18 protein-coding genes and 3 tRNA genes are annotated in these 23,063 nt (G+C 42.5%); 7 read left to right on the top strand and 14 right to left on the bottom strand.

What is annotated here, in order from left to right:
• Positions 1-53: 53 nt before the first annotated feature.
• Positions 54-1,877, bottom strand: coding sequence for a translational GTPase TypA (gene typA, locus ABMY35_RS05585; RefSeq protein WP_058031200.1), 1,824 nt, complete (start codon positions 1,875-1,877; stop codon positions 54-56).
• 567 nt (positions 1,878-2,444) lie between these two features.
• Here typA and glnA point away from each other — a divergent pair.
• The 6 genes from glnA to ABMY35_RS05555 all read left to right on the top strand — a co-directional run bounded on the left by glnA (position 2,445) and on the right by ABMY35_RS05555 (position 7,884).
• Entirely contained in the window at positions 2,445-3,851 is a 1,407-nt protein-coding gene (gene glnA / locus ABMY35_RS05580) for a glutamate--ammonia ligase (RefSeq protein WP_058031201.1), read from the top strand.
• Positions 3,852-4,054: 203 nt separating this feature from the next.
• Complete coding sequence (locus ABMY35_RS05575) at positions 4,055-4,588, top strand: DUF4124 domain-containing protein (protein WP_349285372.1); 534 nt, start codon at positions 4,055-4,057, stop codon at positions 4,586-4,588.
• Between the two features lie 68 nt (positions 4,589-4,656).
• Positions 4,657-5,739, top strand: a complete 1,083-nt coding sequence (glnL, locus tag ABMY35_RS05570; RefSeq protein ID WP_349285371.1) for a nitrogen regulation protein NR(II) — start codon at positions 4,657-4,659, stop codon at positions 5,737-5,739.
• A complete protein-coding gene (ntrC, locus tag ABMY35_RS05565) occupies positions 5,736-7,136 on the top strand; it encodes a nitrogen regulation protein NR(I) (RefSeq protein WP_349285370.1) in 1,401 nt (466 codons plus the stop codon). The genes glnL and ntrC overlap by 4 nt, the downstream gene beginning before the upstream one ends.
• A 20-nt stretch (positions 7,137-7,156) precedes the next feature.
• Positions 7,157-7,615, top strand: coding sequence for a cyclic nucleotide-binding domain-containing protein (locus tag ABMY35_RS05560; protein WP_349285369.1), 459 nt, complete (start codon positions 7,157-7,159; stop codon positions 7,613-7,615).
• A 98-nt stretch (positions 7,616-7,713) separates the two neighbouring features.
• Positions 7,714-7,884 carry a hypothetical protein gene (locus tag ABMY35_RS05555; protein ID WP_171037261.1) on the top strand — a complete coding sequence of 57 codons (171 nt, stop codon included), beginning with the start codon at positions 7,714-7,716 and terminating at the stop codon, positions 7,882-7,884.
• Positions 7,885-7,940: 56 nt separating this feature from the next.
• Here ABMY35_RS05555 and ABMY35_RS05550 read toward each other — a convergent pair whose 3' ends face one another.
• The 7 genes from ABMY35_RS05550 to nudE form a co-directional block, all read right to left on the bottom strand.
• Complete coding sequence (locus ABMY35_RS05550; RefSeq protein WP_349285368.1) at positions 7,941-9,179, bottom strand: cysteine desulfurase-like protein; 1,239 nt, start codon at positions 9,177-9,179, stop codon at positions 7,941-7,943.
• A 9-nt stretch (positions 9,180-9,188) separates the two neighbouring features.
• The gene (locus ABMY35_RS05545; protein WP_138630925.1) at positions 9,189-9,821 is read right to left on the bottom strand and encodes a 2OG-Fe dioxygenase family protein; all 633 of its coding nucleotides are present in this window, start codon (positions 9,819-9,821) and stop codon (positions 9,189-9,191) included.
• Positions 9,822-10,545: 724 nt separating this feature from the next.
• Positions 10,546-10,622 (bottom strand) — tRNA-Met (locus ABMY35_RS05540).
• A gap of 57 nt (positions 10,623-10,679) precedes the next feature.
• Positions 10,680-10,756, bottom strand: a tRNA-Met gene (locus tag ABMY35_RS05535).
• Positions 10,757-10,814: 58 nt separating this feature from the next.
• Positions 10,815-10,891: transfer RNA gene (locus ABMY35_RS05530), tRNA-Met, on the bottom strand.
• Positions 10,892-11,084: 193 nt separating this feature from the next.
• The gene (cysQ, locus tag ABMY35_RS05525; protein ID WP_349285367.1) at positions 11,085-11,885 is read right to left on the bottom strand and encodes a 3'(2'),5'-bisphosphate nucleotidase CysQ; all 801 of its coding nucleotides are present in this window, start codon (positions 11,883-11,885) and stop codon (positions 11,085-11,087) included.
• Between the two features lie 3 nt (positions 11,886-11,888).
• The gene (gene nudE / locus ABMY35_RS05520) at positions 11,889-12,452 is read right to left on the bottom strand and encodes an ADP compounds hydrolase NudE (protein ID WP_138484616.1); all 564 of its coding nucleotides are present in this window, start codon (positions 12,450-12,452) and stop codon (positions 11,889-11,891) included.
• A 61-nt stretch (positions 12,453-12,513) separates the two neighbouring features.
• Here nudE and yrfG point away from each other — a divergent pair, with 61 nt between their 5' ends.
• The gene (yrfG, locus tag ABMY35_RS05515; protein ID WP_349285366.1) at positions 12,514-13,170 is read left to right on the top strand and encodes a GMP/IMP nucleotidase; all 657 of its coding nucleotides are present in this window, start codon (positions 12,514-12,516) and stop codon (positions 13,168-13,170) included.
• Positions 13,171-13,178: 8 nt separating this feature from the next.
• Here the strand turns inward: yrfG and ABMY35_RS05510 are convergent, their stop codons facing one another.
• The 6 genes from ABMY35_RS05510 to ABMY35_RS05485 all read right to left on the bottom strand — a co-directional run bounded on the left by ABMY35_RS05510 (position 13,179) and on the right by ABMY35_RS05485 (position 22,817).
• Positions 13,179-13,799: a dUTP diphosphatase gene (locus ABMY35_RS05510; RefSeq protein WP_349285365.1), complete on the bottom strand. Its 621-nt coding sequence runs from the start codon at positions 13,797-13,799 to the stop codon at positions 13,179-13,181.
• An 83-nt stretch (positions 13,800-13,882) separates the two neighbouring features.
• Positions 13,883-16,225: a fatty acid cis/trans isomerase gene (locus tag ABMY35_RS05505; protein WP_349285364.1), complete on the bottom strand. Its 2,343-nt coding sequence runs from the start codon at positions 16,223-16,225 to the stop codon at positions 13,883-13,885.
• Positions 16,225-16,590: a hypothetical protein gene (locus ABMY35_RS05500; protein WP_349285363.1), complete on the bottom strand. Its 366-nt coding sequence runs from the start codon at positions 16,588-16,590 to the stop codon at positions 16,225-16,227. Before ABMY35_RS05500 ends, ABMY35_RS05505 begins: the two co-directional genes overlap by 1 nt.
• A 111-nt stretch (positions 16,591-16,701) precedes the next feature.
• Entirely contained in the window at positions 16,702-17,367 is a 666-nt protein-coding gene (locus ABMY35_RS05495) for an SDR family oxidoreductase (RefSeq protein ID WP_349285362.1), read from the bottom strand.
• Between the two features lie 56 nt (positions 17,368-17,423).
• On the bottom strand, positions 17,424-18,227 hold the full coding sequence (locus ABMY35_RS05490) for a VOC family protein (protein WP_349285361.1): 804 nt from the start codon (positions 18,225-18,227) through the stop codon (positions 17,424-17,426).
• 114 nt (positions 18,228-18,341) lie between these two features.
• Positions 18,342-22,817 carry a hypothetical protein gene (locus ABMY35_RS05485; RefSeq protein WP_349285360.1) on the bottom strand — a complete coding sequence of 1,492 codons (4,476 nt, stop codon included), beginning with the start codon at positions 22,815-22,817 and terminating at the stop codon, positions 18,342-18,344.
• Positions 22,818-23,063: the final 246 nt, after the last annotated feature.

Below are 23,063 nucleotides of genomic sequence, written 5' to 3'. Positions count from 1 at the left end.
TTAGCTACAAAAAAACCGCTCAGTTGAGCGGTTTTTTTACATCTCGTAAGAGATTATTTCTTAGCTTCACGGCTCGCGCGCTTACGCTCGCTTTCAGTAAGTAGCTTCTTACGGATACGGATGCTTTCAGGTGTTACTTCTACTAGCTCATCATCATCGATGAACTCAAGTGCTTGCTCTAGTGTCATAACGATTGGTGGCACAAGGTTTTGCGCTTCGTCAGTACCCGATGCACGTACGTTAGTAAGCTGCTTACCTTTAAGGGCGTTTACAGTTAGGTCGTTATCACGCGCGTGAATACCGATGATCATACCTTCGTATACTTCAACACCATGACCGATGAATAGCTTACCACGGTCTTGAAGGTTGAATAGTGCGTTAGTTAGTGCTTTACCAGCAGCATTTGCGATAAGTACACCGTTCTTACGTTGACCAATGTTACCGCCTTTGTGTGGACCGTAGTGATCAAACGTGTGGTACATTAGACCAGAACCAGACGTCAGCGTCATAAAGTCAGTTTGGAAACCGATAAGACCACGTGAAGGCATCATGAAGTCCATACGGATACGACCTTTGCCATCTGGTGCCATGTCAGTCATTTCTGCTTTACGAAGACCAAGTTGCTCCATGATAGAACCTTGGTGCTCTTCTTCAACGTCAACTGTTACTGTTTCGTACGGTTCTTCTAACTGACCATCTACTTCGCGAAGAATTACTTCTGGACGAGATACAGCTAGTTCGTAACCTTCACGACGCATGTTTTCGATTAGGATACCTAGGTGAAGTTCACCACGACCTGACACGCGGAAGCTATCTGGGTTATCTGTTTCTTCAACACGTAGTGCTACGTTGTGAACAAGCTCAGCTTGAAGACGTTCAAGGATATTACGTGAAGTTACGAATTTACCTTCTTGGCCAGAGAACGGAGACGTATTTACAGAGAACGTCATTGTTACTGTCGGTTCATCAACAGAAAGCGCTGGAAGTGCTTCAACTGCGTTTACATCACATACAGTATCAGAGATCTTAAGTTCACCTAGACCGGTAATTGCAATGATGTCGCCCGCTTGCGCTTCTTGTGCTTCGTGACGGTCAAGACCTAAGTAAGTCAGTACTTGGCCAACTTTACCGTTGCGAGTAGAACCGTCAGCACCAACAATTGTTACTTGTTGGTTTACTTTAACAGTACCACGCTTGATACGACCAACACCGATTACACCGATGTATGAGTTGTAGTCTAGCTGTGAAATCTGCATTTGGAATGCGCCTGCAGGATCTGCATCTGGCTTTTCTACTTGCTCAACGATCGCTTCAAACATTGGTTGCATGTTGTCTGAAGGCTCGTCTAGGTCAAGCGTTGCCCAACCGTTAATTGCTGAAGCGTAGATAACTTGGAAATCAAGCTGCTCGTCAGTTGCACCTAGGTTATCGAATAGATCGAATACTTGGTCCATTACCCAATCAGGGCGTGCACCTGGCTTGTCGATTTTGTTGATAACAACGATTGGCTTAAGACCTAGTGCGAATGCTTTTTGCGTTACGAAACGCGTTTGCGGCATTGGACCTTCTTGCGCATCAACTAGAAGTAATACTGAGTCAACCATTGAAAGAACACGTTCTACTTCACCACCGAAGTCAGCGTGTCCCGGAGTGTCTACGATGTTGATGTGGTAATCGTTCCACTCAATCGCGGTGTTTTTAGCTAGGATGGTAATACCACGCTCTTTTTCGATGTCGTTGGAATCCATCACGCGTTCTTCATTACCGCCACGTGTTTCTAACGTGCCCGATTGCTCTAGTAGCTTGTCTACTAGGGTCGTTTTACCGTGGTCAACGTGCGCGATAATCGCGATATTACGTAATTTTTCAATGCTCATGTTTATAACTCAGATAATTACTCGAAAGAGTGGGTTAATCCTATACACCAAATCGTGTAGCACAGCCCAAAATAGGCCGCTAGAATTTAAAAGGGACGTATTATCCCCTAATAACGCCATAGATGAAAGTTTATGCAGCATTATTTTTTCAACTGACGTCACTATTCGACGAATAAAGGGTCAATTCAGTATAGAAGCTGAAATAAACCACGCCATAAAAGCGCCTGCTTTAATACAATAATCTCAACAAAATACCTTTTATAAATGTGATTTAAATGACAATACAGCCATCCTGCTGCTTAATACAGCATGGAAATGAAATTAAAGCGTGTATTTTTGCAACTAAAAACTGGGCAAAAAAGCATCATGCACTATACTGGAGCTGCACCACAAGCGTGCATTTGCGGATCATGTTGGTGCACCACTAAGGTGCAACACAAATCAAATAACACAAAAAACCTTTAAATTCATTTAGATAAAAAACTGGCACAATACCCGCTTATAGCTGCGCAGTAATAACGAAAGTTATAGCAAAATAACTAACCCAACGAGTTTTGGAGGACACACATGTCTCATACAGTTTTACAATTTATCAAGGAAAACGACGTTAAGTTTGTTGACCTACGTTTCACTGACACTAAAGGTAAAGAACAACACGTTTCTATTCCTCATCACCAAGCTGACGAAGATTTTTTTGAAGATGGTAAAATGTTTGATGGTTCTTCAATCGCTGGTTGGAAAGGCATCAACGAATCAGACATGGTGCTAATGCCTGATGCTGACTCTGCAAAGTTAGACCCATTTGCAGAAGAAACAACACTCATCGTACGTTGTGATGTTGTTGAGCCATCAACACTTCAAGGTTACGAGCGCGACCCACGTTCTGTTGCTAAGCGCGCAGAAGAGTACATGCGTTCAACTGGTATCGCAGACACTGTTTTATTTGGTCCAGAACCAGAATTCTTCCTATTTGACGATGTTAAGTACAAAACTGACATGTCTGGTTCTATGTACAAAATTGATGCTCAAGAAGCATGTTGGAACTCTGACAAAGATTACGAAGGTGGTAACACGGGTCACCGTCCAGGCGTAAAAGGCGGTTACTTCCCAGTAGCACCGGTTGATTCTTCACAAGATTGGCGCTCTGCAACGTGTTTAGTTCTAGAAGAATTAGGCCAAGTTGTTGAAGCACACCACCACGAAGTAGCTACAGCGGGTCAAAACGAAATCGCAACTCGCTTTAATACCATGGTATTGAAGGCAGACGAAATTCAAGAAATGAAATACGTTATCCACAACATGGCGCACCTATATGGTAAAACGGCAACTTTCATGCCTAAGCCAATCGTAGGCGATAATGGTTCAGGCATGCACTGTCACCAATCACTAGGTAAAGATGGCCAGAACATCTTCGCTGGTGACAAGTACGGCGGTCTTTCTGAAGAAGCACTATACTACATCGGTGGTATCATTAAGCACGCTAAAGCAATCAACGCATTCGCTAACGCGTCTACTAACTCATACAAACGTTTAGTACCAGGCTTCGAAGCACCAGTAATGCTTGCATACTCTGCACGTAACCGCTCTGCTTCAATCCGTATTCCAGTTGTTCCTTCTGAGAAAGCACGTCGTATCGAAGTACGTTTCCCAGATCCAACAGCAAACCCTTACCTAGCGTTCTCAGCAATGCTTATGGCTGGTCTTGACGGTATCAAGAACAAGATCCACCCTGGCGATGCAATGGACAAAGATTTATATGACCTACCTGCAGAAGAAGCGGCTGAAATCCCAACAGTTGCAGCTTCACTAGAAGAAGCGCTTTCAGCACTTGATGCTGACCGTGAATTCCTTATCCAAGGTGGCGTATTCACTGATGACTTAATTGATGCATACATCAAACTTAAGTCACAAGAAGTGGAAAAACTGAACATGACGACTCACCCAGTTGAGTTCGAAATGTACTACAGCGTTTAATTGCTTAATTAGCAGTTAAATTCTAGAGGACATGACAACTCACACTACAAGTGACGAGTTTAAAATGCACTCAAGCGTGTAACTGACACGCACCTAAATCATATGTGTTCTCAAGCCCGCGAAAGCGGGCTTTTTTATGGTAAAGCAGTTCATAAACAACTAAAGTATTTATTGCATTGTGTGATAAGAGTTAGGGCAAAAAAATGAAATGGACGGTAAAAGGGTTATGTATTTTAATGACACTGATTTCGCTGCCAAGTGACGCTAAAATTTATCGTTGGAAAGATAAAAATGGCAATTGGGTCTACTCAGACACCCCCAGAAAAGGCGCGCAAGAAGTAAAGTTAAATAAGCCATTGGTCATGCCAAGTACCAGTACCAATACCAATACCAATACCAATACCAATGTTCTGCAATCATCAAACACCCAAAAGCAAATCTCTTATCAAGCAAATATCACTTCACCAAACCATGAGCAAACCATTAGAGAAAACACCGGTACCGTTTATGTCAGTGGACAAGTGCTGCCTAGGTTTCATAAAGGCTTTACCGTCCAGCTCTTCCATAACGGCAGTACTGTAGGTGCAAAGCAGTCTTCCACTTCATTTGTACTTAAATCACTCTCACGAGGTGAACATAAGATAAAAATGGCTGTTTTCAACCCTCAAGGCACACAAATTGTGACAAGCAAAGAGCACACATTTTACCTTCATAAAGCCAGTGTCAGTAATCGTTGATGCAAGTCAAATGTAGGCGTATGATAAAACGCACCAAATTGGTGCATAACAATGAAAGCTGATCCATCATGGTACACTCCTTAACGTCTTTTGCCGAAAACGTTTGGCAAAATCTATCAACTTGCATCTTAGTCATTGATGATGCTTACACTATTCAATTTGCCAACAATTCTTGTAGTGAACTGTTTGGCTTGGGCCTAAAACGCCTACTCAATCAACCCCTACTCAGTATTTTTAATCATCATAGTATCGACCTAGAAAAGCTCTCTCAATACGTGCTAGATGAAGGCGTTGATTGCCAGCAACACAGAGTAGACGTGGTGTTCATCGATAATCGCTCCGCCACACTGAACATTTATAGTCGCAAAATTGTGCATCAGCACCAAGCTTACATCTTGCTTGAATGTCGCAAAATTGATGACGAAGTAAAATTTGATCAAGCCTCTAAGCAAATGCACCAATATCATGCCGCACGCACACTGATCCGCGGTCTTGCCCATGAAATAAAAAATCCATTAGGTGGAATTCGTGGAGCGGCGCAATTATTGCAGTATGAGACTTGCCAGCAAGAGCGCGAGCAATGTGCACAACTGATCATAGAGCAAGCAGATAGACTGACTGAATTGGTAGATAAATTATTAGGCCCTAACCAGCTCCCTAATAAAACATCGTGCAATATCCACCAACTGTTAGAGTCTGTGATCAAACTATGTAGCTTTGAACAGGGTCAACACATCAGCTTAAAGAAAGATTACGATCCGAGTATTCCTGATGCGGTTATTGACCAAGCTAAGATCCAACAAGTGATCTTAAACATCGTGCGTAACGCACAGCAAGCGCTCAAACAAGGTGGAGAGATAACCTTAAAAACCCGATTCAGACATCGTGTTCGTCAAGGGGATCATGTCGTTAAAAAAGCACTGCTTATTCAAATCAGCGACAATGGACCAGGTATAGACGAACAATTAAAAGACACCTTATTTTACCCTATGGTAACCAATAAAGAGGGTGGCTCTGGTCTCGGGCTCTCTATTGCACAAACACTGATAGAACAACACGGTGGCAGTATTGAATGTGATAGCTGGCCGGGTCATACCGAGTTCAATATATATTTGCCATTTACATCACAACCATCGGGGAATCACGAATGAAATCAGTCTGGTTAGTTGACGATGATGCATCTATTCGATTCGTTTTAGATAAGGCTTTGTCTCGTGCAGGTTTTGCCACAGAAAGCTTTACAAATGGCCAAGATGTACTGACTGCGCTTGAATACAACCAACCTGCAGTGCTTGTGTCTGATGTGCGTATGCCGGGTATCGATGGCATGGCACTACTCGAACAGATTAATAGCCAGTATCCGAATCTGCCTGTGATCATTATGACAGCACACTCAGACCTAGATTCAGCGGTCAATGCATTTCAAAAAGGGGCATTTGAATATCTGGCAAAGCCCTTTGATCTGAACGAAGCAACTCAACTAGTTGAACGTGCTTACGAGACTCAGCAACAAAACCGTAAAACCAAAGCGCAACCGAGCACACCACAAAACAGCCCTGATATCATAGGCGAAGCCCCTGCAATGCAGGAAGTATTTCGCGCTATCGGAAAACTATCGGCTTCAAGTATGAGTGTTTTGATCAATGGCGAATCAGGTACTGGTAAAGAGCTTGTTGCAGGCGCATTACATAATCACAGCCCGCGTAAAGCCAATACTTTCATCGCACTCAACATGGCGGCTATTCCAAAAGATCTTGTAGAGTCAGAGTTGTTTGGTCATGAAAAAGGCGCCTTCACTGGCGCTGATAGCATACGTCGCGGCCGCTTTGAGCAGGCAGACGGTGGTACGTTATTTTTAGATGAAATCGGTGATATGCCACTCGACGTGCAAACTCGTTTATTGCGCGTGTTAGCCGATGGAGAGTTCTATCGTGTTGGTGGGCATCAAAGCATTAAGGTTGATGTAAGAATTATCGCGGCTACACACCAAGATCTCGAAACCTTAGTGCAAAAAGGTAAATTCCGTGAAGACTTATTCCATCGCCTCAATGTAGTGCGTTTGAAGATCCCTGCCTTACGAGAGCGCCCAGAAGACATTGAACGTTTAGCCGTTCACTTTTTAGCAAAGAGCGCGAAAGAATTACAGGTCGAAAGTAAAACGCTTTCTGCTGAAGCGATCAAGACCATGCAGTTGTATCACTGGCCGGGGAATGTACGTCAATTAGAAAACACCTGCCGCTGGTTAACTGTTATGGCACCTGGCGAACTAGTTGGTGATATCGACTTACCCGACGAGTTACAACACACGCAAGTACAACCAGAAGCGCAAGGCGATTGGCTCGATGCCTTTCAAGTTTGGCTTAACCAAGAGCTTAAAAACGGCAAAGAGAATATTTGGCCGGCAGTTCAAGCGCAACTTGAAACCCGTCTGATCAAAACCGCTTTAAATGCCTGCCACGGTCATAAACAAGATGCTGCACTTCGTATAGGTTGGGGCCGCAATACATTGACCCGAAAACTAAAAGAGCGCAATATTCAGGATAGTTAAAACTATTCTGAATATTATCTATGAAGTTACTAGAACATGTACCGCTGATTAAACAGCTAGAAATAATCAATCGCCTGCCTTTTTTTAGTGACTTCACTTTAGCTGAAAGACAAGTATTGCTTGAGTCTTTCAGCCATTTATATCTCGTGCAAAAAGACAAGCATGCCTTCAAACGCTTCGATCAAGATAACCGTTTATTTATTATCCTAAGCGGTGAACTCGCTATATTTAAAAAAGAAGAACTCAGTCAGCTCGGCAAGGTAGGTCCGGGTGAATTCATAGGTGAAGGCGCATTTATTTGTAAACGTGAACACAGTACCAATGCCAAAGCACTCAGCGACAGTATTTTACTGACCATTACACCTGAAGCATTAACTCGCTTACCAAGTGTGATCAGAGAAAAAATCAAAGATAAAATTATTGAAGGAATGGGCCAGCGAATCGCAAAGCTAAATAATTATATTGAAGAAAATATTTAGCTTATTTTTCGTACATTAATATATTTCATTTTACTTCAAGTGTAATTGCAGCGATTATTTTTTACTCAAGCGAGCCGACTTTAATTAAGGAAAATAATATGAAGTTGCAATTAAACAAAAAGAAAATGAAAAGCCTGTCAAAAAACAGCAGCGATTTACCACAAGCTGTTACCCCAAAAGTAGCCGGAGGTTGGGATCCTAATTGGACACAGCCTGCTTGGCGTTGTATGAGCTACTTAGGTTGCGTTAGCAATAAAGATTACTGCTAAGACTACCGTTAGAAATAAAAAAGGCGCTTAATAGCGCCTTTTTTACTCAAGTAAAATTAGCGATTCAGTAACGCTTCAAACGCACTGAATAACTTTTCTAGCTCTTCAATGGTGTTGTAGTGCATACAACCAATACGAACAACACCACCTTTATCCATTACACCAAGCTGCTCACATAAACCTTGCGCATAGAAGTTACCATCCCATACACACATGTGTTGTTTGCCTAAGAACTCAGACACTTCTCGCGGTGCAAAGCCTTCAAATGTTAAAGCAAAAGTTGGTGTACGCTCAGCAAGACGAGATTCATCTTCGATACCATATAAACGGATCTGAGGAAAATCAGCAAGGCGCTTTAAGAAATAAGCACTTAATGCCATTTCATGTTCTTTGGTGTTAGCAAATGCTTGTGCTAAACGCTCACGACGTGGCGTGCTTTCTGGTAGGTCACTTAGACTAGCTATGTAATCAATGGCAGCAATCACACCCGCTAAACCTTCAAAGCTCTGCGTACCTGTTTCCCAACGACCTGGGATCACATCTTTTGCAGGCTCCACTTTATATGGTGTAAAACCTTCTAAATGTTCACGCTTACCATAAACAATCCCTACGTGCGGGCCAAAGAACTTGTAAGCCGAACACGCTAAGAAGTCACAGTTAAGTGCCTGAACATCAATAAGCTCATGGGGTGCGTAGTGAACCGCATCCACATACACCAACGCACCAACTTGGTGCGCAAGCTCAACGATCTGTTTAATATCGTTAATAGAACCCGTGGTGTTCGACGCATAAGTCACTGCAACTAGCTTAGTTTTGTCATTTAACAGTGACTTGTAGTGTGCTAAATCTAGAGTGCAATCCGTTTCATTGATTTTTACAGCGTGTACAAGTGCGCCTTTATCTTCAGTAGCCTGACGCCAAGAAGATACATTTGAGAAGTGATCGGCATTGGTCACAATCACCTCATCACCCGCTTGCCAGTCACGTGATATCGCACGGCTAAAGCTAAATGTTAGACTCGTCATGTTCGCGCCAAACACGATTTGCTCTTTGCTAGGCGCATTTAATAAATCAGCAACTGCTTGACGTGCATTGTCCATTAAACTGACCGTTTTATCGCTTGAGAAGAATGCCCCACCTAAATTTGAGTTGTAGTAACCCAAATAAGCCGACATCGCACTCAACACTGACTGAGGTACTTGCGAGCCACCCGGACCATCAAGGAAGATAGGAGATTGACCATTGACCTGCTGCATAAGTGCAGGGAACTGACGACGCAATTTTTGTAGTTCCATTATGGCCTCTTACGCTGTAAACACGAAGCAATCTAAATAACCAACTTCATCGGCATTTAGTTTATTCATCGGTGTGGCGTTGTGCCAAACTTCACGGTCATTCACAAGTGCAAACAAACCGTCTTTGATTTCCATCTTGAAGCAAGGCTCAGCTTCTTTGTGCTCGTATACCAGCAGTTCACCGCCTGCGATATTTTCATGAGAGACGCCACATACACATACATGATCAAAACCATCTTGGTGAACACCTTCTGGTGCCGGTGGTGTGTCACTTTCAATCGCTAACATTCTGAACTGATGAACTTCGATGTCACGGCTCTCTTCAATGCCAGTCATCGCTCTGAATTCAGTCAGTAAGTGCTTAAATGCATCGCTATTAATTAAATCGGTTTCTAAATTCTCATAAACACGCTCAATGTTACCCTGAAAGTTGTTAATTGAGTCGTCTTGAACAAACGCTTTAGTTGGCTGAAGGCTTACTTCATTATCAACAAACTTCAATACCGAATAACGACGTTTACGGAAAGCACCGTCTGCATATGGGTTATCAGGTAGATGATCAAAGAATGGTTTTACACCATCAATATGAGGCTGTTGAATAAAACGTAATTGAAGCAAATTCTGGTTGTTTACTGCTGTCATGTTGCTCTCGTTTATGATTATAGAATTAGCGCAGATCTTAATCTATTTCGAGCAGTTAATTGATTTAAATTGCATGATAAAACATAAAAAATTACATTTTCAATGCAACTTTTTACTATAAAAGGCTAAATATTCTAATTTTAAACAGGTTAAAAATTTCACGCCCAAACTGGTCGGTCCAGAATAAAAATAATTCAATTAAAGCGATAAGCGATAAGCGATAAGCGATAAGCGATAAGCGATAAGCGATAAGCGATAAGCGATAAGCGATAAGCGATAAGCGATAAGCGAAATTAACGATTAATCACTTTGGTAGTCAATTAAGGGTTAATATAAGCGAGCCCGACAAAACTGGCGAAAGTTAAAAATTATGTTTGGGCCAAAAACTAATTTAATAAGGAGATTTTATAAAAAGATTTTAAGGTAAGAATGTTGGTTGCGGGAGCCGGGTTTGAACCGACGACCTTTGTGAATAATAAGAGAGAGCTCGACAAAACTGACAAAAGTTAAAAATTATGTTTGAACCAAGAAACTAATTTAATAAGGAGATTTTATAAAAAGATTTTAAGGTAAGAAAGTTGGTTGCGGAGCCGGATTTGAACCGATGACCTTTGTGAATAATAAGAGAGAGCCCGACAAAACTGACGAAAGTTAAAAATTATGTTTTAACCAAAAAGCTAATTTAATAAGGAGAATTTATAAAAAATTTTTAAGGTATGAAAGTTGGTTGCGGGAGCCGGATTTGAACCGACGACCTTCGGGTTATGAGCCCGACGAGCTACCAGGCTGCTCCATCCCGCGTCAGATGGTTTGCATAAGCAAACGAGCCCTAAAGTTATGAATTCACTTTAGAAGAATTGGTTGCGGGAGCCGGATTTGAACCGACGACCTTCGGGTTATGAGCCCGACGAGCTACCAGGCTGCTCCATCCCGCGTCCGAATGGTTTGCATAAGCAAACAAGCCTTAGAGGTTTTAATTCTCTCTAAAAGAATTGGTTGCGGGAGCCGGATTTGAACCGACGACCTTCGGGTTATGAGCCCGACGAGCTACCAGGCTGCTCCATCCCGCGCCTGTAACATTAAAATAAATTGAATTATTTTAATGAGTTTTGAAAGGTCTCCCTTTCAAGAGGTCGCTATAATAATGGATTAAATTTTTATTGCAAGGCATAAAACACGAAATCGCGTTCAAATGGATAAAAATAAAACAAAAGTCTAGCAAAGTACCGAAAAAGCTAGCATTACCTGCTAGCTTTTTAACATTTACTCAACAATACGCTGGTGAGGCGTGATCAGCTTTTGGAATTGCCAATCAGGATGACCCATAACGATAAAATCAGGATTTTCTGTGGTTTCTCTTTGATTATAAGTTAAGGGGTTAAACTCAGAATCAGTGATACAGCCACCGGCTTCTTCTACAATTACCTGTGAAGCGCCCGTGTCCCACTCGCCTGTTGGGCCAATTCGTAAAAAACAATCGGCTTTGCCTTCTGCGATGATACACGCTTTGAGTGAACATGAACCAAGCGCAACGGTATCAAATTGGCTATTCAAGTACTGACTTACTGCTTCGAGTTTTTGTCTGCGACTCACTGCTAAAGTTAAGTTATCAGGTGAGGCAACGCTAATTTGCTGCTGTTCTTCACCCACACGTTTGAATGCACCTAAACCTGCATAAGCAAAGTATGTGGTATTTTTAGCCGGCCAGAAAATGACCCCCAAAACAGGCTTATTGTTTTCTATTAATGCAATATTTACCGCAAAGTCACCACTTTGCAGAATAAATTCGCCTGTACCATCCATAGGATCTAGCAACCAATAACGCTGCCACTCGCGACGTTTTTCAAGGGCTGGAATAGGCGTTTCTTCAGACATAATCGGAATATCGGGTGCCATAGCCTGCAAACCTGCCATCAACACTTCGTTAGAGGCCAAATCAGCTTTGGTGACCGGTGTATGATCTGACTTTTCTTGCTGGCCAATGTCATCTTGTTTATAGATATCCATAATAGCTTGGCCTGCTTTTTGGGCAAGCTCAATACAAGGCTCTAATAATGACTGCATATGCTACTCCTTTGCTGCTAGGAAGGTTTGTAACAACATAAGCGCTGCCACACTACGCGCTTCAGTGAAGTCTTCTTGTTCAAGTAAGGATTGCCATTCATCTAATGGCCATTTTACAACCACCAGCGGTTCAGGCTCATCACCTTCTAAACTTTCTGGGTAAAGGTTTTGCGCAACCAAAATGTGCATACGAGCATTAAAATAACTAGGTGCTAGTGACAGCGTTTTTAGCTCATCAAACTGCTCTGCGCCCATGCCTACTTCTTCTTTTAGCTCGCGGTTGCCAGCTTGCTTTGCCGTTTCTCCGGGGTCAATTAAACCTTTAGGAAAGCCGAGTTGATAATTATGCGTGCCCGCACAATATTCTCTGACTAATAAAAGCTCGTTGTCTGCGGTGATTGGTAACACCATCACAGCACCTCGGCCACCGCCTCGAATTCGTTCATATTGACGCTGTTCACCATTTGAAAAGGTCAAATCTAAGGCTTCAACGGTAAAAAGTTTACTTTTGGCCACTACATCGCAGTGGATAATTTCGGGTGGGTTTGGATGCTTTTTCTGTGACATAGGCGTTTATTTGCTAATATGGCAGTTAACTTAATCATAAAGCCTTTAACGACAAATGCCTATGTTAAATTGGTCAAAAATCGATACCGTTTTATTAGATATGGACGGCACCCTGCTCGATCTGCATTTTGATAACCATTTTTGGTTAAATGTGATCCCCGAGCAGCTCGCAAAAAAGCACAATATCAGTGTCTCAGAAGCTTTTGCAGATATAGAGAAACGCTACCAAGCTGTAGAAGGAAAAATACAGTGGTACTGCTTAGACTATTGGCAAAAAGAACTCGACCTCCCCATTATGGAACTGAAACGAGAGGTACAGCACCTGATCACTGTGCGTGACGATGTACCTGAGTTTTTAAAGGCGCTAAAGGCCGCAGGCAAAGAGTTAATTCTACTCACCAATGCACACCCTGATAGTTTGAGCTTAAAAGTCGAACGCACGCAGTTTGATCAATACCTCGATAAGCTGATTTCAACCCATGAGTATGGTGTGAGTAAAGAAAGCCAAAGCTTATGGCAGCAAGTTCAAGCTGATTTGGGTTTTGATAAAAGCAGAACTCTGTTTGTCGATGACAGTTTAAGCGTATTAGCTTCAGCTAAACAATTTGGCATTGAACACTTATTAGCTGTTGCTAACCCAGATAGCAAACAGCCAGTGAAAGACATCACTGACTATTTATCAATTACTGACTATCGCACTTTATTGCCAATAGCTTAGAACAAATATTATGCAGGGTAACGCGCTTCTAACCCTGCATAAACTTGCTTAGCAAAATCAGCATGCTCTGTGTCTAAACTTTTCACAACTTCAACTAGATGCTCATTGTCTTCTTGCCCGTTCCATACTTTGATATAAGAACCGTCTTTATAACCATGATCTTGACGAAAGAAGTTCAGCGTATTCTTGCCAACATAACCACGATATAAATCATCAATGCTCATACCGATTTGCTGCATGCAACCAGCGAATGCTTGTGCGTTGAAAGACTTATCAGCCACCGCACTTGCCGCTAGCTGCTCAAGAGTTTGTTTAAAGTCTTCAGCAAGTTGCGGCTCGCTTAACTCTTTTTCCAGTTCAGTTGCTAGCTGCTCATAACTTTTAACGCCATCAATACGTAGCGATAGGCCGAAGTGAAAAATATCCACCAGCTCTAAAATCACTTGCTCAGTATCTGGCGTTTGCTTTTTCCACCACTTCCAACCGTAGTGGTCTAGCATTTCAGCACACTCAACCCAAATAGCGCGATACCATTCAAACCCTTGGTTAAACCATTGATCATGAACCTTAGTGTTCATGGCATTTTGCATTTCTAGCATAACGACTAGCTTTGTTGTGTTCGCAGACATGGTGCGCTTCCTAATTTCGTTTTTATTGTCGGTTATGATACCCAATTTCTTGGGCTTTTATCTATATTACAAGGTGAATAAGGTCATCGATTCTCAAGTCGATTGTAATCGAACACCCCATATTCGATGCCCTTGTACTGCTTAGCAATCTCATGCAACAGGTCGCTGTATTGCCAAAATTGCGGATGGCTTCGACGTATTGCGAATTGCTCTTTTAGAGCTCTGTAGTCGGTCTCACTTTGCATGCTATGCAAATTTTCAACAAAGCTATGAACATGCTCCTCATTCGGCAAATACCATATAGCTGCAGGATAATCTCCAATAAACCCAGGAACTAGGGTCGCAGTATCTTCATCGTAAGCACGCTGACCTTCTTCGTTTAATAAACTAGAAATATTGTAGTGCGCGTTATGATGAATAAGCGTATACGCTTTATGCTGCTCGCCGTGTTTGACCAAAATAAATGACACTTGAGGCAGTAAATTAATGGCTTTGCTCGGTAACAAATTTAATTTTGCCAATGGCTTAGGTACCAAGTTATAGGCATAACGCTCACTTAAAATAGGCTGCAAATGCTGTTTAAACTTGCTGTATAGCTCTAACTTAGGCTCAGAGGTGGTAAATTGCATCCCCGTTGGGGCAGCTAAAATGGTCTTACGATTAATAAACTCACTTAAGCTTAAATGCGACTTACGGTACCAGTGATTTTTGACTTTTTGCCTTTCATCTTGCGGCAGTAAATTAATGAAGTTTTGCTCGCCCTCAAGACGTAAAAAGTCCATATATAAACGGGTAATGAGTTGATGCCCTACATTGCCATACACGTCAAAGCCGGCCACCAGCAAGTAATGAATACGCTCAAACAACGCATAGTCTAATAGCCACATGGTTTTTGGTGGCTGGCCAACAAAACCTTTTACCACAGTGGCACTGTCGAAGTGGCGAAATACTGTGAGTGCTGCATTACGGTTATGCCCTTCACCTTGCCAAATTAAGTCTGTGGTTAAATTGCTGCCATCGGCAAACACTTGGTTCGCTAATTTCGTTTTAGCATTTAAATACTCATGCTGGCGTTTGGCATATTTAGCCCAACTTGAAAAAGGTAAGGCATTGCTTTGCTCTTCAGCAGGCAGCGCGAGTTCATCGTCATTGTGAATTAAGAACTCGGCCATTTTTGGTGAGCTATTTTTTTCTGGATCGACAAAGGCGACCCAAAAGTGATCATTAATCACATTCAATGCAATTTGACCACGGCAAACCGGCCCTTTGATAAAGCCACTGATGATCAAATGTGCTTCATCTAGCATAAACTGATATTTAGACTTAACAGGTAGCTGCGCAAAGCTCTTAAACGGATTCGAAGCGACCTCAGGCTCATAGCCTGGCAGGCTCGAAACCTGATAACCCGCTTCGATAAACTGTGCTTTTAAACGCGCTAACTTTCGATCATTAATTGCCAAAGGCATATGGGTTTTCGACAATACTGTGCTGCGCTGATGTTGAAAACGGTAATATACGCGCTCAACGTTTGGCTCATCAAAAGGTCGGCGCGTCGCGATAATTTCAATCGTCTGCCCCGGTGGCGTTTTTGAGCGCACTAATTTAAAAAAGCTCGGCGAGTCTGATTTATTGGCATCATCAAAGTAAATGTTCGCCAAATACCAATGCTCATAAATATAACGCGCTGACAAACGCGCTTTGAGGTTATCTTGATTTAGAAACGCTTCCCAGATTTCAATTTGTGCAAGCTCAGTTAGGGTCGGTGGCGCAATCTGAGCCATTTTAGCACCGCTTTTTAACCAGTCGTGCAATACAACAAATTCACTTTGCTCTAGCGCTGGCAAACCATACGGCATGCCAGCATGAGGCTGATTTTGCGCATAACTGTCGAACTCTTCAATGCTCGGGCAAGTGGCCGTTCGGTCTAGACTAAAATCAAATTCATCACCTAGCACTTGCTGTGCGGGCAATTCAGTATTTTGTTTTAATAATAATGAACGATAAATCACAGAAGCTGCTAAGTTTGCATCTGCACTTTGCTGATGTTCGTTAAGCACCGCAGTAAAGCCTTTATCGCGCCATTGTTGTGTAGATGTGGCATCTATTAGTAAACGTGACGGTGTTTGCGCCAATAAACGAGTGCCATCATACACAGGCTCCTTACTCAAGCCTCGATCAATGCCTTCAGGAGAAGAGAGCTTTAGCTGGCAAGGTGCATCGTAGCAACCGTGACACACCACACAGCGCTGCTCAATAATCGGCTTTACTTCATTCAGATAGTGCGTCGCATGAGGTGTATTTGCAACGACTTCACGTTGCTGTGTTTGTGCTGGCCCAAACAGGGTTTCGTAGTGGTTGGCAGCCAGTGCAACACAACCACTTAGAAAAAGTAGGCAAGTAAGAACAAATCCTTTTTTAAAAGGCATTACGCCTCCTCTTCTTCGTCGCCTAGATCAAATGTCGGCATCATTTCTACTGGAGGAGAAATAAAGACTTGCTCACCACTGCTGACGACAGCGCTTAACACTGGTCCTCGGTTAAGTAATAACTGAGCTTGATGTGCTTCACTGATCACAGGTTTGAAATCGCTGTTATCGGCAAATAGCTGGTAAGTTTCTAAATTAATACTGATGCTTTGATCTTCTGTCGGATTTTGACAGAGGTTAGCTAGTAAGGTTTCGTCTAAGATCACACTGAGTGTTAAATCAGAGGCTTCTAGGTCGCGCTGCTCAATGTGCTCATCAAGTAAAAAAAGCGGCAGTGTGAGTGGTGTGTTTTGTTCTAATTCCATGATAATTGTTCAGGATAAGTGATCATTGCCACAAGTTTAGCAAACCTAACCTGAACACGCGACGAACAGAAAGCATTACCAGCTATCTGCTCGTAATTCATTTTCTCTATTTTACCAAGGTAAAATGTCACCGTTTGAGTGCCAGAAGCTACCTGTATTATCTAAGTTCAGCTCTTCGATGCGTTGTATTAATCGCTCTGCAGCAACTTGAGGTGGGATATCTCCGGCGAAGTTAACCATCTGAGTTTGCACAAAACCCGGGTGTAATAAGGCAACTGTGACACCTTTAGGTTTTAGTTCATGCGCTAAACTTACGCCAGCTGCATTGAGTGCCGCCTTTGACATACGATAGCCTATATAAGCACCTGAGCCATTATCAGCGATTGAGCCCATACGACTGGTGATCATCGCCACTTTACTGCCACTGTCTAAGTTAGCTTGCAAAGCGTGTGTGACTCGCACAGGCGCAACTGCATTGATCTGAAGCTGCGCATTAATGGCCTCAAAGTCCATATTGGCGAGGCTTTCGTTTTCAAAAATACCTGCGTTGTTAATAAGCACATCAATAGACTTACCGCTAAGCGCTGATGCTAATCGAGCAACATCATTACTTTTGCTCACATCAATACCTTCGATGATGTTAACCGATAATTCTTGTAGCTCAGTTGATGGCTTACGAACAACTGCGGTTACTTCATAACCTTGCACTAAATACTGCTTTGCGAATTCAAGGCCGATACCGCGATTTGCCCCTGTAATCACCACATGTTTTGTCATTGTATTCTCCTAGCATCTTTTAATGCTTACTAAACTTGGGGCAAATACTTTTAATATCAAGCATCCAAATCAACATCGTCATTACAAGACTGCATAATTGAGAATACTGCGCCTTGAGGATCTGTGATGACGGCAAAACGCCCTATATTTGGAATATCGGTGGGTGGTACGCAAACCTGGCCACCTAGAGACGCCGCTTTATCTGACATCGCATCACAATCAGCCACAGCAAAATAGATCATCCAATGAGGTGGAATGCCCTCCCACTCTTCGGTCATTTCGAGCATTCCTGCAACGGGCCCCTGCTCATTGCAAAACAAGGTGTAGTCCATGTGTTCCATTTTTTCGACTTGGACTTGCCAACCTAACAGCTCGCTATAAAACTGGCCGACTTTTTCACTGCCTCGACAAGCCAACTCATGCCAATAAGGGGTATTCTTCTCTAATATGCGTTGTGTGCCAATATGCTCATTCGCTTGCCAAAATGCCACAAATGCTCCACCTGGATCGCTTATCATCACCATACGACCGGCACTCATAACATCACAAGGACCATGAATGACCGTTGCACCTAGCTGCTTTGCTTTACCGGCGATGGCATCAACATTTTCGACTGCAATATAGCCTAACCAATGACTGGGAATATTTGCCTCTTTTTGCTCAGGCATCATTTGATACATGGCCGCGACATCATCGGCTTGCTTCTTTAACATAGTGTAATAACAATCCTCACCGATGGGTTGATCGTCAAACTGCCAGTCAAAGAGTTGCGTATAGAATTGCTTTCCGCCCGCCCAATCCGATGAGCATAATTCTGCCCAGCAAAAAGCTGAAATGGGTGGTGAAGTGACTTTGGCCATAGTTAATTCCTTCTTGTTATTTGCATTTACTTATTAGTTGAACAGTGCTTAATTAGCAAGCAACAGAAATAAAAAAGGCCCGCAATGGGCCTTTTCAATAATTAAAAACAGTAATTAGTTCGGAGGACTAAAGAATAGAGGGATATGATCTTGTGTTGTACAGGTATTCCCTTTTAGATACTTACACAAGGTTAAGCCATCTTTATTGTTACTGCCCGGGACTAGTTCAATAATGGTATCTTGTCCGTCCATCAACTGCATTTGTCCATTTTCAAACGTGAATTGCACCGCTTCAGCATCGCCGATTTGTAATGTGTAAATGTCTTCTCCCATATCATCTGTTGCTGTAGTCGAATACCAAGCCACTTGCCCATCATCTACTGCCTGATAAAGATAGAAGAAGCTGACATGGTACTCTTCAAGCTTTTCAATATCCGTTGATTCGTTTCGCTCACCAACGAATATGACGCCAGAATTAGGGTACTCTTTTCCGTCAGCATCAAAGTTACTAAATTCTCTTGCCCAGAAGTAGCGCCCCTCATACTCTGCCACCATTTGATAGCGCATTTCAGCTTCGAGCACACAGGTTGGTGACGCTTCACAGAAGCGGGTTCTCTCTTTTGTCTCAGGATTTACATAGCGTGCTCGGACAACTTGGCCATCCTGATAACGGCCTTGATAAGAGCTTTTGCCTGTACCAAATACGAATGTCAGATAAGAATCATCTTCATCTTCTGGGTAAATTTCAGTACCATTTTGACCGCTGACTTGATCTGCACCATCAAAGTAAACCCAGCGTCCTTGGTAGTCTTCTTTACTGAGTTCAGGTGACATTTCTTTGATAAGTATGCCTGAAACAATCTGGCTTGAATAAACATCTGCTAAATCATCAAAGTTATCAACAAACTGGTAGCCCACCGATAAGTCTTTAGTCATATGCAAGTTATCAAACTCAGTATCCTCAAAGTTTAATCGTAATGCTCGTCCCATCACCGACCATGTAAAGTCACCATTTTCATCTAGTTCATCGAATGTCGATTTCACAGTACCTGTACCATCAGCCATAAATTCGACATGACTGATTTGGTGGCCGTCAACTCTATCATAAGCGACCCACTTACCAACAAAGTCGACCTCTGATAAATCTATGAAGTCTCTTTCATAGTAAAGCTTACCCATAAAGTCATGATTGACGTCGCCGGTCATATAACCATCAGTGTAAACATCAACTCGTTCGGTGACCGCTACTTTCATACCATCCATAGCGTCGAGCTGTACTGTATAACCATTGAGTTTATGTTCAGTCATCATACTGTTATCGGTATTACTATAGATAACAGGTGGGTAAGCTAAATTAAGCTCAATCATACCTTCAGATGCGACATACCAGTTTACATCGTACTCACCCATTGCGGTTTTAACTTTACCATTACCCCATCTATCTAAACTTAGACCCAGTGTTTCACCGAGGTAGAGATCTGAGTTATTGATAATAGAGCTGCCCATTAATGGCATCTGCTTCCAAACCTTCGCCATAGAATCATCAGTGCAGCCAGATGGTAAAGAATAATTAAAGGTGATACCTGAACACGTGCTATCGGCAGATGCGTCACATACTAGAGCTTCGCCATCATTATTTTGCAGCGTATCAAATGTTATTTGCGTCTCAGTTGTTTGGTAGTTACCGCGCTCAAAGCCAATGTAGCCATTTTCTTCTTCCCACTGAATAGCAAAGTAGCGGCTTTCAGGTAACAGCATAAGTAAAGCCGCATCGTCTAATAGCCCCCATGTGCCCTCAACACCTTCAGCAGCAAAACTTACTTTACTAAAAGAGATTGCTCCCTCATCAGTGCCACCCAAGACAAATTCGGAGTCAGATACGCTGTATTCAAAAGAAACACCTGAGCAACCTTGCCCTGCAGGTGCATCACACACTAAAGCTTCGCCATCATGATTTTGCTCAGTTTCAAATGTAATGCTGGTACCGTCAGTTGTATAAGCCCCTCTTTCAAAACCTACAAAGCCATTTTCTTCTGCCCATTGAATGGCAAAGTATCTGCTGTCAGGTAAGAACATGAAAATAACATTATCATTTGCCAGCTCCCAAACACCTTCTAAACCAGAAGTCGCAAAGCCAACTTTGTGGAATCCAACAGACCCCTCATCCTCAATCTCGAATGACAGCCCCGATGAAGGGTATAAACAGGCCTGAATGTACTCTTGAGAACTGTCTATTATCTCTAGGGTATATTTAGCACCATCAACAAAGTAAACAATATTGCCATCTTCAAAGTTAAAGTTATAACTTTGCTCTCCAAAGGTAATGACACCGTCAAATTCTTCACTATCACGATTGATCTTCACCATCATCAAGTTACCCATGGCATCTTGTACCCAGACATAGGTATCGCCATAATTTGGTAATGTTTGGTCAAAGGCTGTGATACTTAAATCACTGTCATATTCAAAGATAAACAGTGCAGATTCGCTGACCTCCATCATGCCTTGCTCATTCATCCATAAGAACGTACGTTTTAGGTAATAACGGTCATTCACCATTGCGAGAATTTCATGATTCGTAATGCCAATCAAAGCACAATCGTCACGCGCTTCTAGGCAACTTTCAACGCGATTACCATTTTGCATATAGACTTTACGCACCATTGTATTGCCATCAATATCCCATACATAATCACTGCGCTCTAAACCAAAATAAATAGACCCGTCAGGATATAAATCCATGTAATAACTTTGGTTCAAGCCATAAAAACCATGCCAACGACCAGACATTGTGCTTTCGTTTACCGTGACATCTGAAGGCTTGATAAATAAACCATACTCAGTATTTGGCCACTCATCGTCAGTCGTATCTAGCGTAACGACTTGATATCCCGCATCCAGTACTTTGGTTAGCCAAATTGAAGCCGAACCTTCATATTCAAGCGTTTGTTTGGTGTCATCAGTAAAGTCTTTATAGTCAACAACAATAGCGCGCCCTTCAATGCGCCATGTCACTTCTTCATCAGAGAATTCAGTGGTGATTGTGCCATCTGCATTAAAGATAAGTTTTGACACTTGCTCTTCAGGTTCGTCATTAAGTGTGAAATCTCTATCATGTAAATCCAAATACCAGATACCACCGTCTGAGGTGAGTATCTCAGTAGTGGGGGCAGAGGTTTGGCTTTTACTAGTCAGGTTACTGATATAGGTGACTGTCTCAGAATCTTGAGCTGCACCATCCAGTATTTGGAAAACCGTTTCTGTAACTTCAACGGTTCTAAATACCTCATTCTCTCCGAGTACCAACATACTCATGCCACTGACGAACGTTTCAACTCGCTGCTTAGTTTCATCTTCAAGGGTATTTTCAGACACTGACTTCTTCAAAGGCTCTGCAAATGTCAGAGCTAACTTATTGTCATCAAGCGTCCAACTACTTATCGCTTGCTGATCTATGCCATGAATAACCCCGGTGTTATCTTCTTTTAAACTGACATGGTAAGCGATGTTGTTATAGTAACGAGGTGACTGAAGTATGTACTCACCCACTAAGCTACCCGAAGGGCCCGTTACCAGATCTGTATCTTCTTTAATCTCGGTCTTCGTTTTTTCGATGATGGTCGGATCTTTCTCATTCACCTCAGCCTCAAACGCTTCTACCGTTTCTGGCGATGAGACGAGCTCAAGGGTATTCTCTACCCCCTCTGGCAACTCAAAGTCTGGGTTATCAACAACCACTTTGATTAAGGTCGCGAGCTGAAGTTTTTCATCAGCATCCACGTTTAAGAGTGCTGATTTAAGTGCTTCATCGTCTTGCGGTGTTTCGCCATCACGCGTAATGATGGCGTATTCTGCGGTAGTGACGTTAGTGACATTCACTGAGAAGTTTTCGTCCTTTTGCAGTACACCGTCTTCACCCGCTTGCTCGATTACTGTCTCTACTGAATTAAGTAGTGACCAGAATTCAACATTGCTTTGTTCACCAGTGCCCCGAGCTTTAATTTGCACGAGATCTTTAACCTCAGACTCATCCACAATCAATTCAAGTGAATAACTGCCATCGCTGCCAGCTTGCACTTGCGCTGATGAGCCACCAGCAGAAATGGTGACATTGGCATTTGGTATAGGTTCGTCTGTGACAATACCGGTAATTGAAACTGATGATACCTTGCGCTTTATCATAACAGTATGTTGCGCTTGCGCAGTTTTGGCCGTCGAGCCGTTATCAGTCACGGTGATAGTAAAAGTCACCTCAATGTCTTCAGAGATATCAGGGCTCGTTACAGTTAGCGTGCTTGTATCTTGCCCACTAAGCGTTAAATCAAGGTTGGAAGTGGTTGTCCAAGCATAGGTACTAATTTCACCATCTTCATCAGCAGCGGTTGCTGTGAGCGAAAATTCAGTTTGCTCTTTAGCTTCAGCGACTGCATCAACAGATACGGTTGGTGCTTTATTCTCTGGCGTTGGGGTTGGATCTGGTGTTGGTGTCGGTGCAGGATCATCTGATCCCCCACCACATGCAGTTAAGACCAGACTAAAAGCTAGCGGCGCAAGTACCGAGCGCCAATCTTTGTATAATCCTGTTTTCATGACTTATCCTGTGCAGTCTTTATCGCGCTAAAGCCTCAGCAAAAGCACTTTATCCAAATTTACGGCACGATAAGCGTAGGTTAATTTTTAGCCGAACTGTTGGTTATTTCTGTCTATAGAATAAAAAAGTCTAACGAACAGAGTTTAATATCCATTTTATTAATTAAAAGGGTTATTTGGGCATGAAAAAACGCGCCTCGAAAGGCGCGTTTTAGATACTTAATGAAAGTATTGTGGTTATGAAAG

The organism is Pseudoalteromonas sp. BZB3 (genome assembly GCF_040104455.1).
GTDB lineage: Bacteria > Pseudomonadota > Gammaproteobacteria > Enterobacterales > Alteromonadaceae > Pseudoalteromonas.
Note: the sequence above shows the minus strand (reverse complement) of the source record. Positions and strands in the feature narration are given on the sequence as shown.

What these genes read in the sequence shown, in the direction of transcription:
- typA (WP_058031200.1), bottom strand. Translation starts at nt 1,877, where the DNA reads ATGAGCATTGAAAAATTACGTAATATCGCGATTATCGCGCACGTTGAC.
- glnA (WP_058031201.1), top strand. Translation starts at nt 2,445, where the DNA reads ATGTCTCATACAGTTTTACAATTTATCAAGGAAAACGACGTTAAGTTT.
- ABMY35_RS05575 (WP_349285372.1), top strand. Translation starts at nt 4,055, where the DNA reads ATGAAATGGACGGTAAAAGGGTTATGTATTTTAATGACACTGATTTCG.
- glnL (WP_349285371.1), top strand. Translation starts at nt 4,657, where the DNA reads ATGGTACACTCCTTAACGTCTTTTGCCGAAAACGTTTGGCAAAATCTA.
- ntrC (WP_349285370.1), top strand. Translation starts at nt 5,736, where the DNA reads ATGAAATCAGTCTGGTTAGTTGACGATGATGCATCTATTCGATTCGTT.
- ABMY35_RS05560 (WP_349285369.1), top strand. Translation starts at nt 7,157, where the DNA reads ATGAAGTTACTAGAACATGTACCGCTGATTAAACAGCTAGAAATAATC.
- ABMY35_RS05555 (WP_171037261.1), top strand. Translation starts at nt 7,714, where the DNA reads ATGAAGTTGCAATTAAACAAAAAGAAAATGAAAAGCCTGTCAAAAAAC.
- ABMY35_RS05550 (WP_349285368.1), bottom strand. Translation starts at nt 9,179, where the DNA reads ATGGAACTACAAAAATTGCGTCGTCAGTTCCCTGCACTTATGCAGCAG.
- ABMY35_RS05545 (WP_138630925.1), bottom strand. Translation starts at nt 9,821, where the DNA reads ATGACAGCAGTAAACAACCAGAATTTGCTTCAATTACGTTTTATTCAA.
- cysQ (WP_349285367.1), bottom strand. Translation starts at nt 11,885, where the DNA reads ATGCAGTCATTATTAGAGCCTTGTATTGAGCTTGCCCAAAAAGCAGGC.
- nudE (WP_138484616.1), bottom strand. Translation starts at nt 12,452, where the DNA reads ATGTCACAGAAAAAGCATCCAAACCCACCCGAAATTATCCACTGCGAT.
- yrfG (WP_349285366.1), top strand. Translation starts at nt 12,514, where the DNA reads ATGTTAAATTGGTCAAAAATCGATACCGTTTTATTAGATATGGACGGC.
- ABMY35_RS05510 (WP_349285365.1), bottom strand. Translation starts at nt 13,799, where the DNA reads ATGTCTGCGAACACAACAAAGCTAGTCGTTATGCTAGAAATGCAAAAT.
- ABMY35_RS05505 (WP_349285364.1), bottom strand. Translation starts at nt 16,225, where the DNA reads ATGCCTTTTAAAAAAGGATTTGTTCTTACTTGCCTACTTTTTCTAAGT.
- ABMY35_RS05500 (WP_349285363.1), bottom strand. Translation starts at nt 16,590, where the DNA reads ATGGAATTAGAACAAAACACACCACTCACACTGCCGCTTTTTTTACTT.
- ABMY35_RS05495 (WP_349285362.1), bottom strand. Translation starts at nt 17,367, where the DNA reads ATGACAAAACATGTGGTGATTACAGGGGCAAATCGCGGTATCGGCCTT.
- ABMY35_RS05490 (WP_349285361.1), bottom strand. Translation starts at nt 18,227, where the DNA reads ATGGCCAAAGTCACTTCACCACCCATTTCAGCTTTTTGCTGGGCAGAA.
- ABMY35_RS05485 (WP_349285360.1), bottom strand. Translation starts at nt 22,817, where the DNA reads ATGAAAACAGGATTATACAAAGATTGGCGCTCGGTACTTGCGCCGCTA.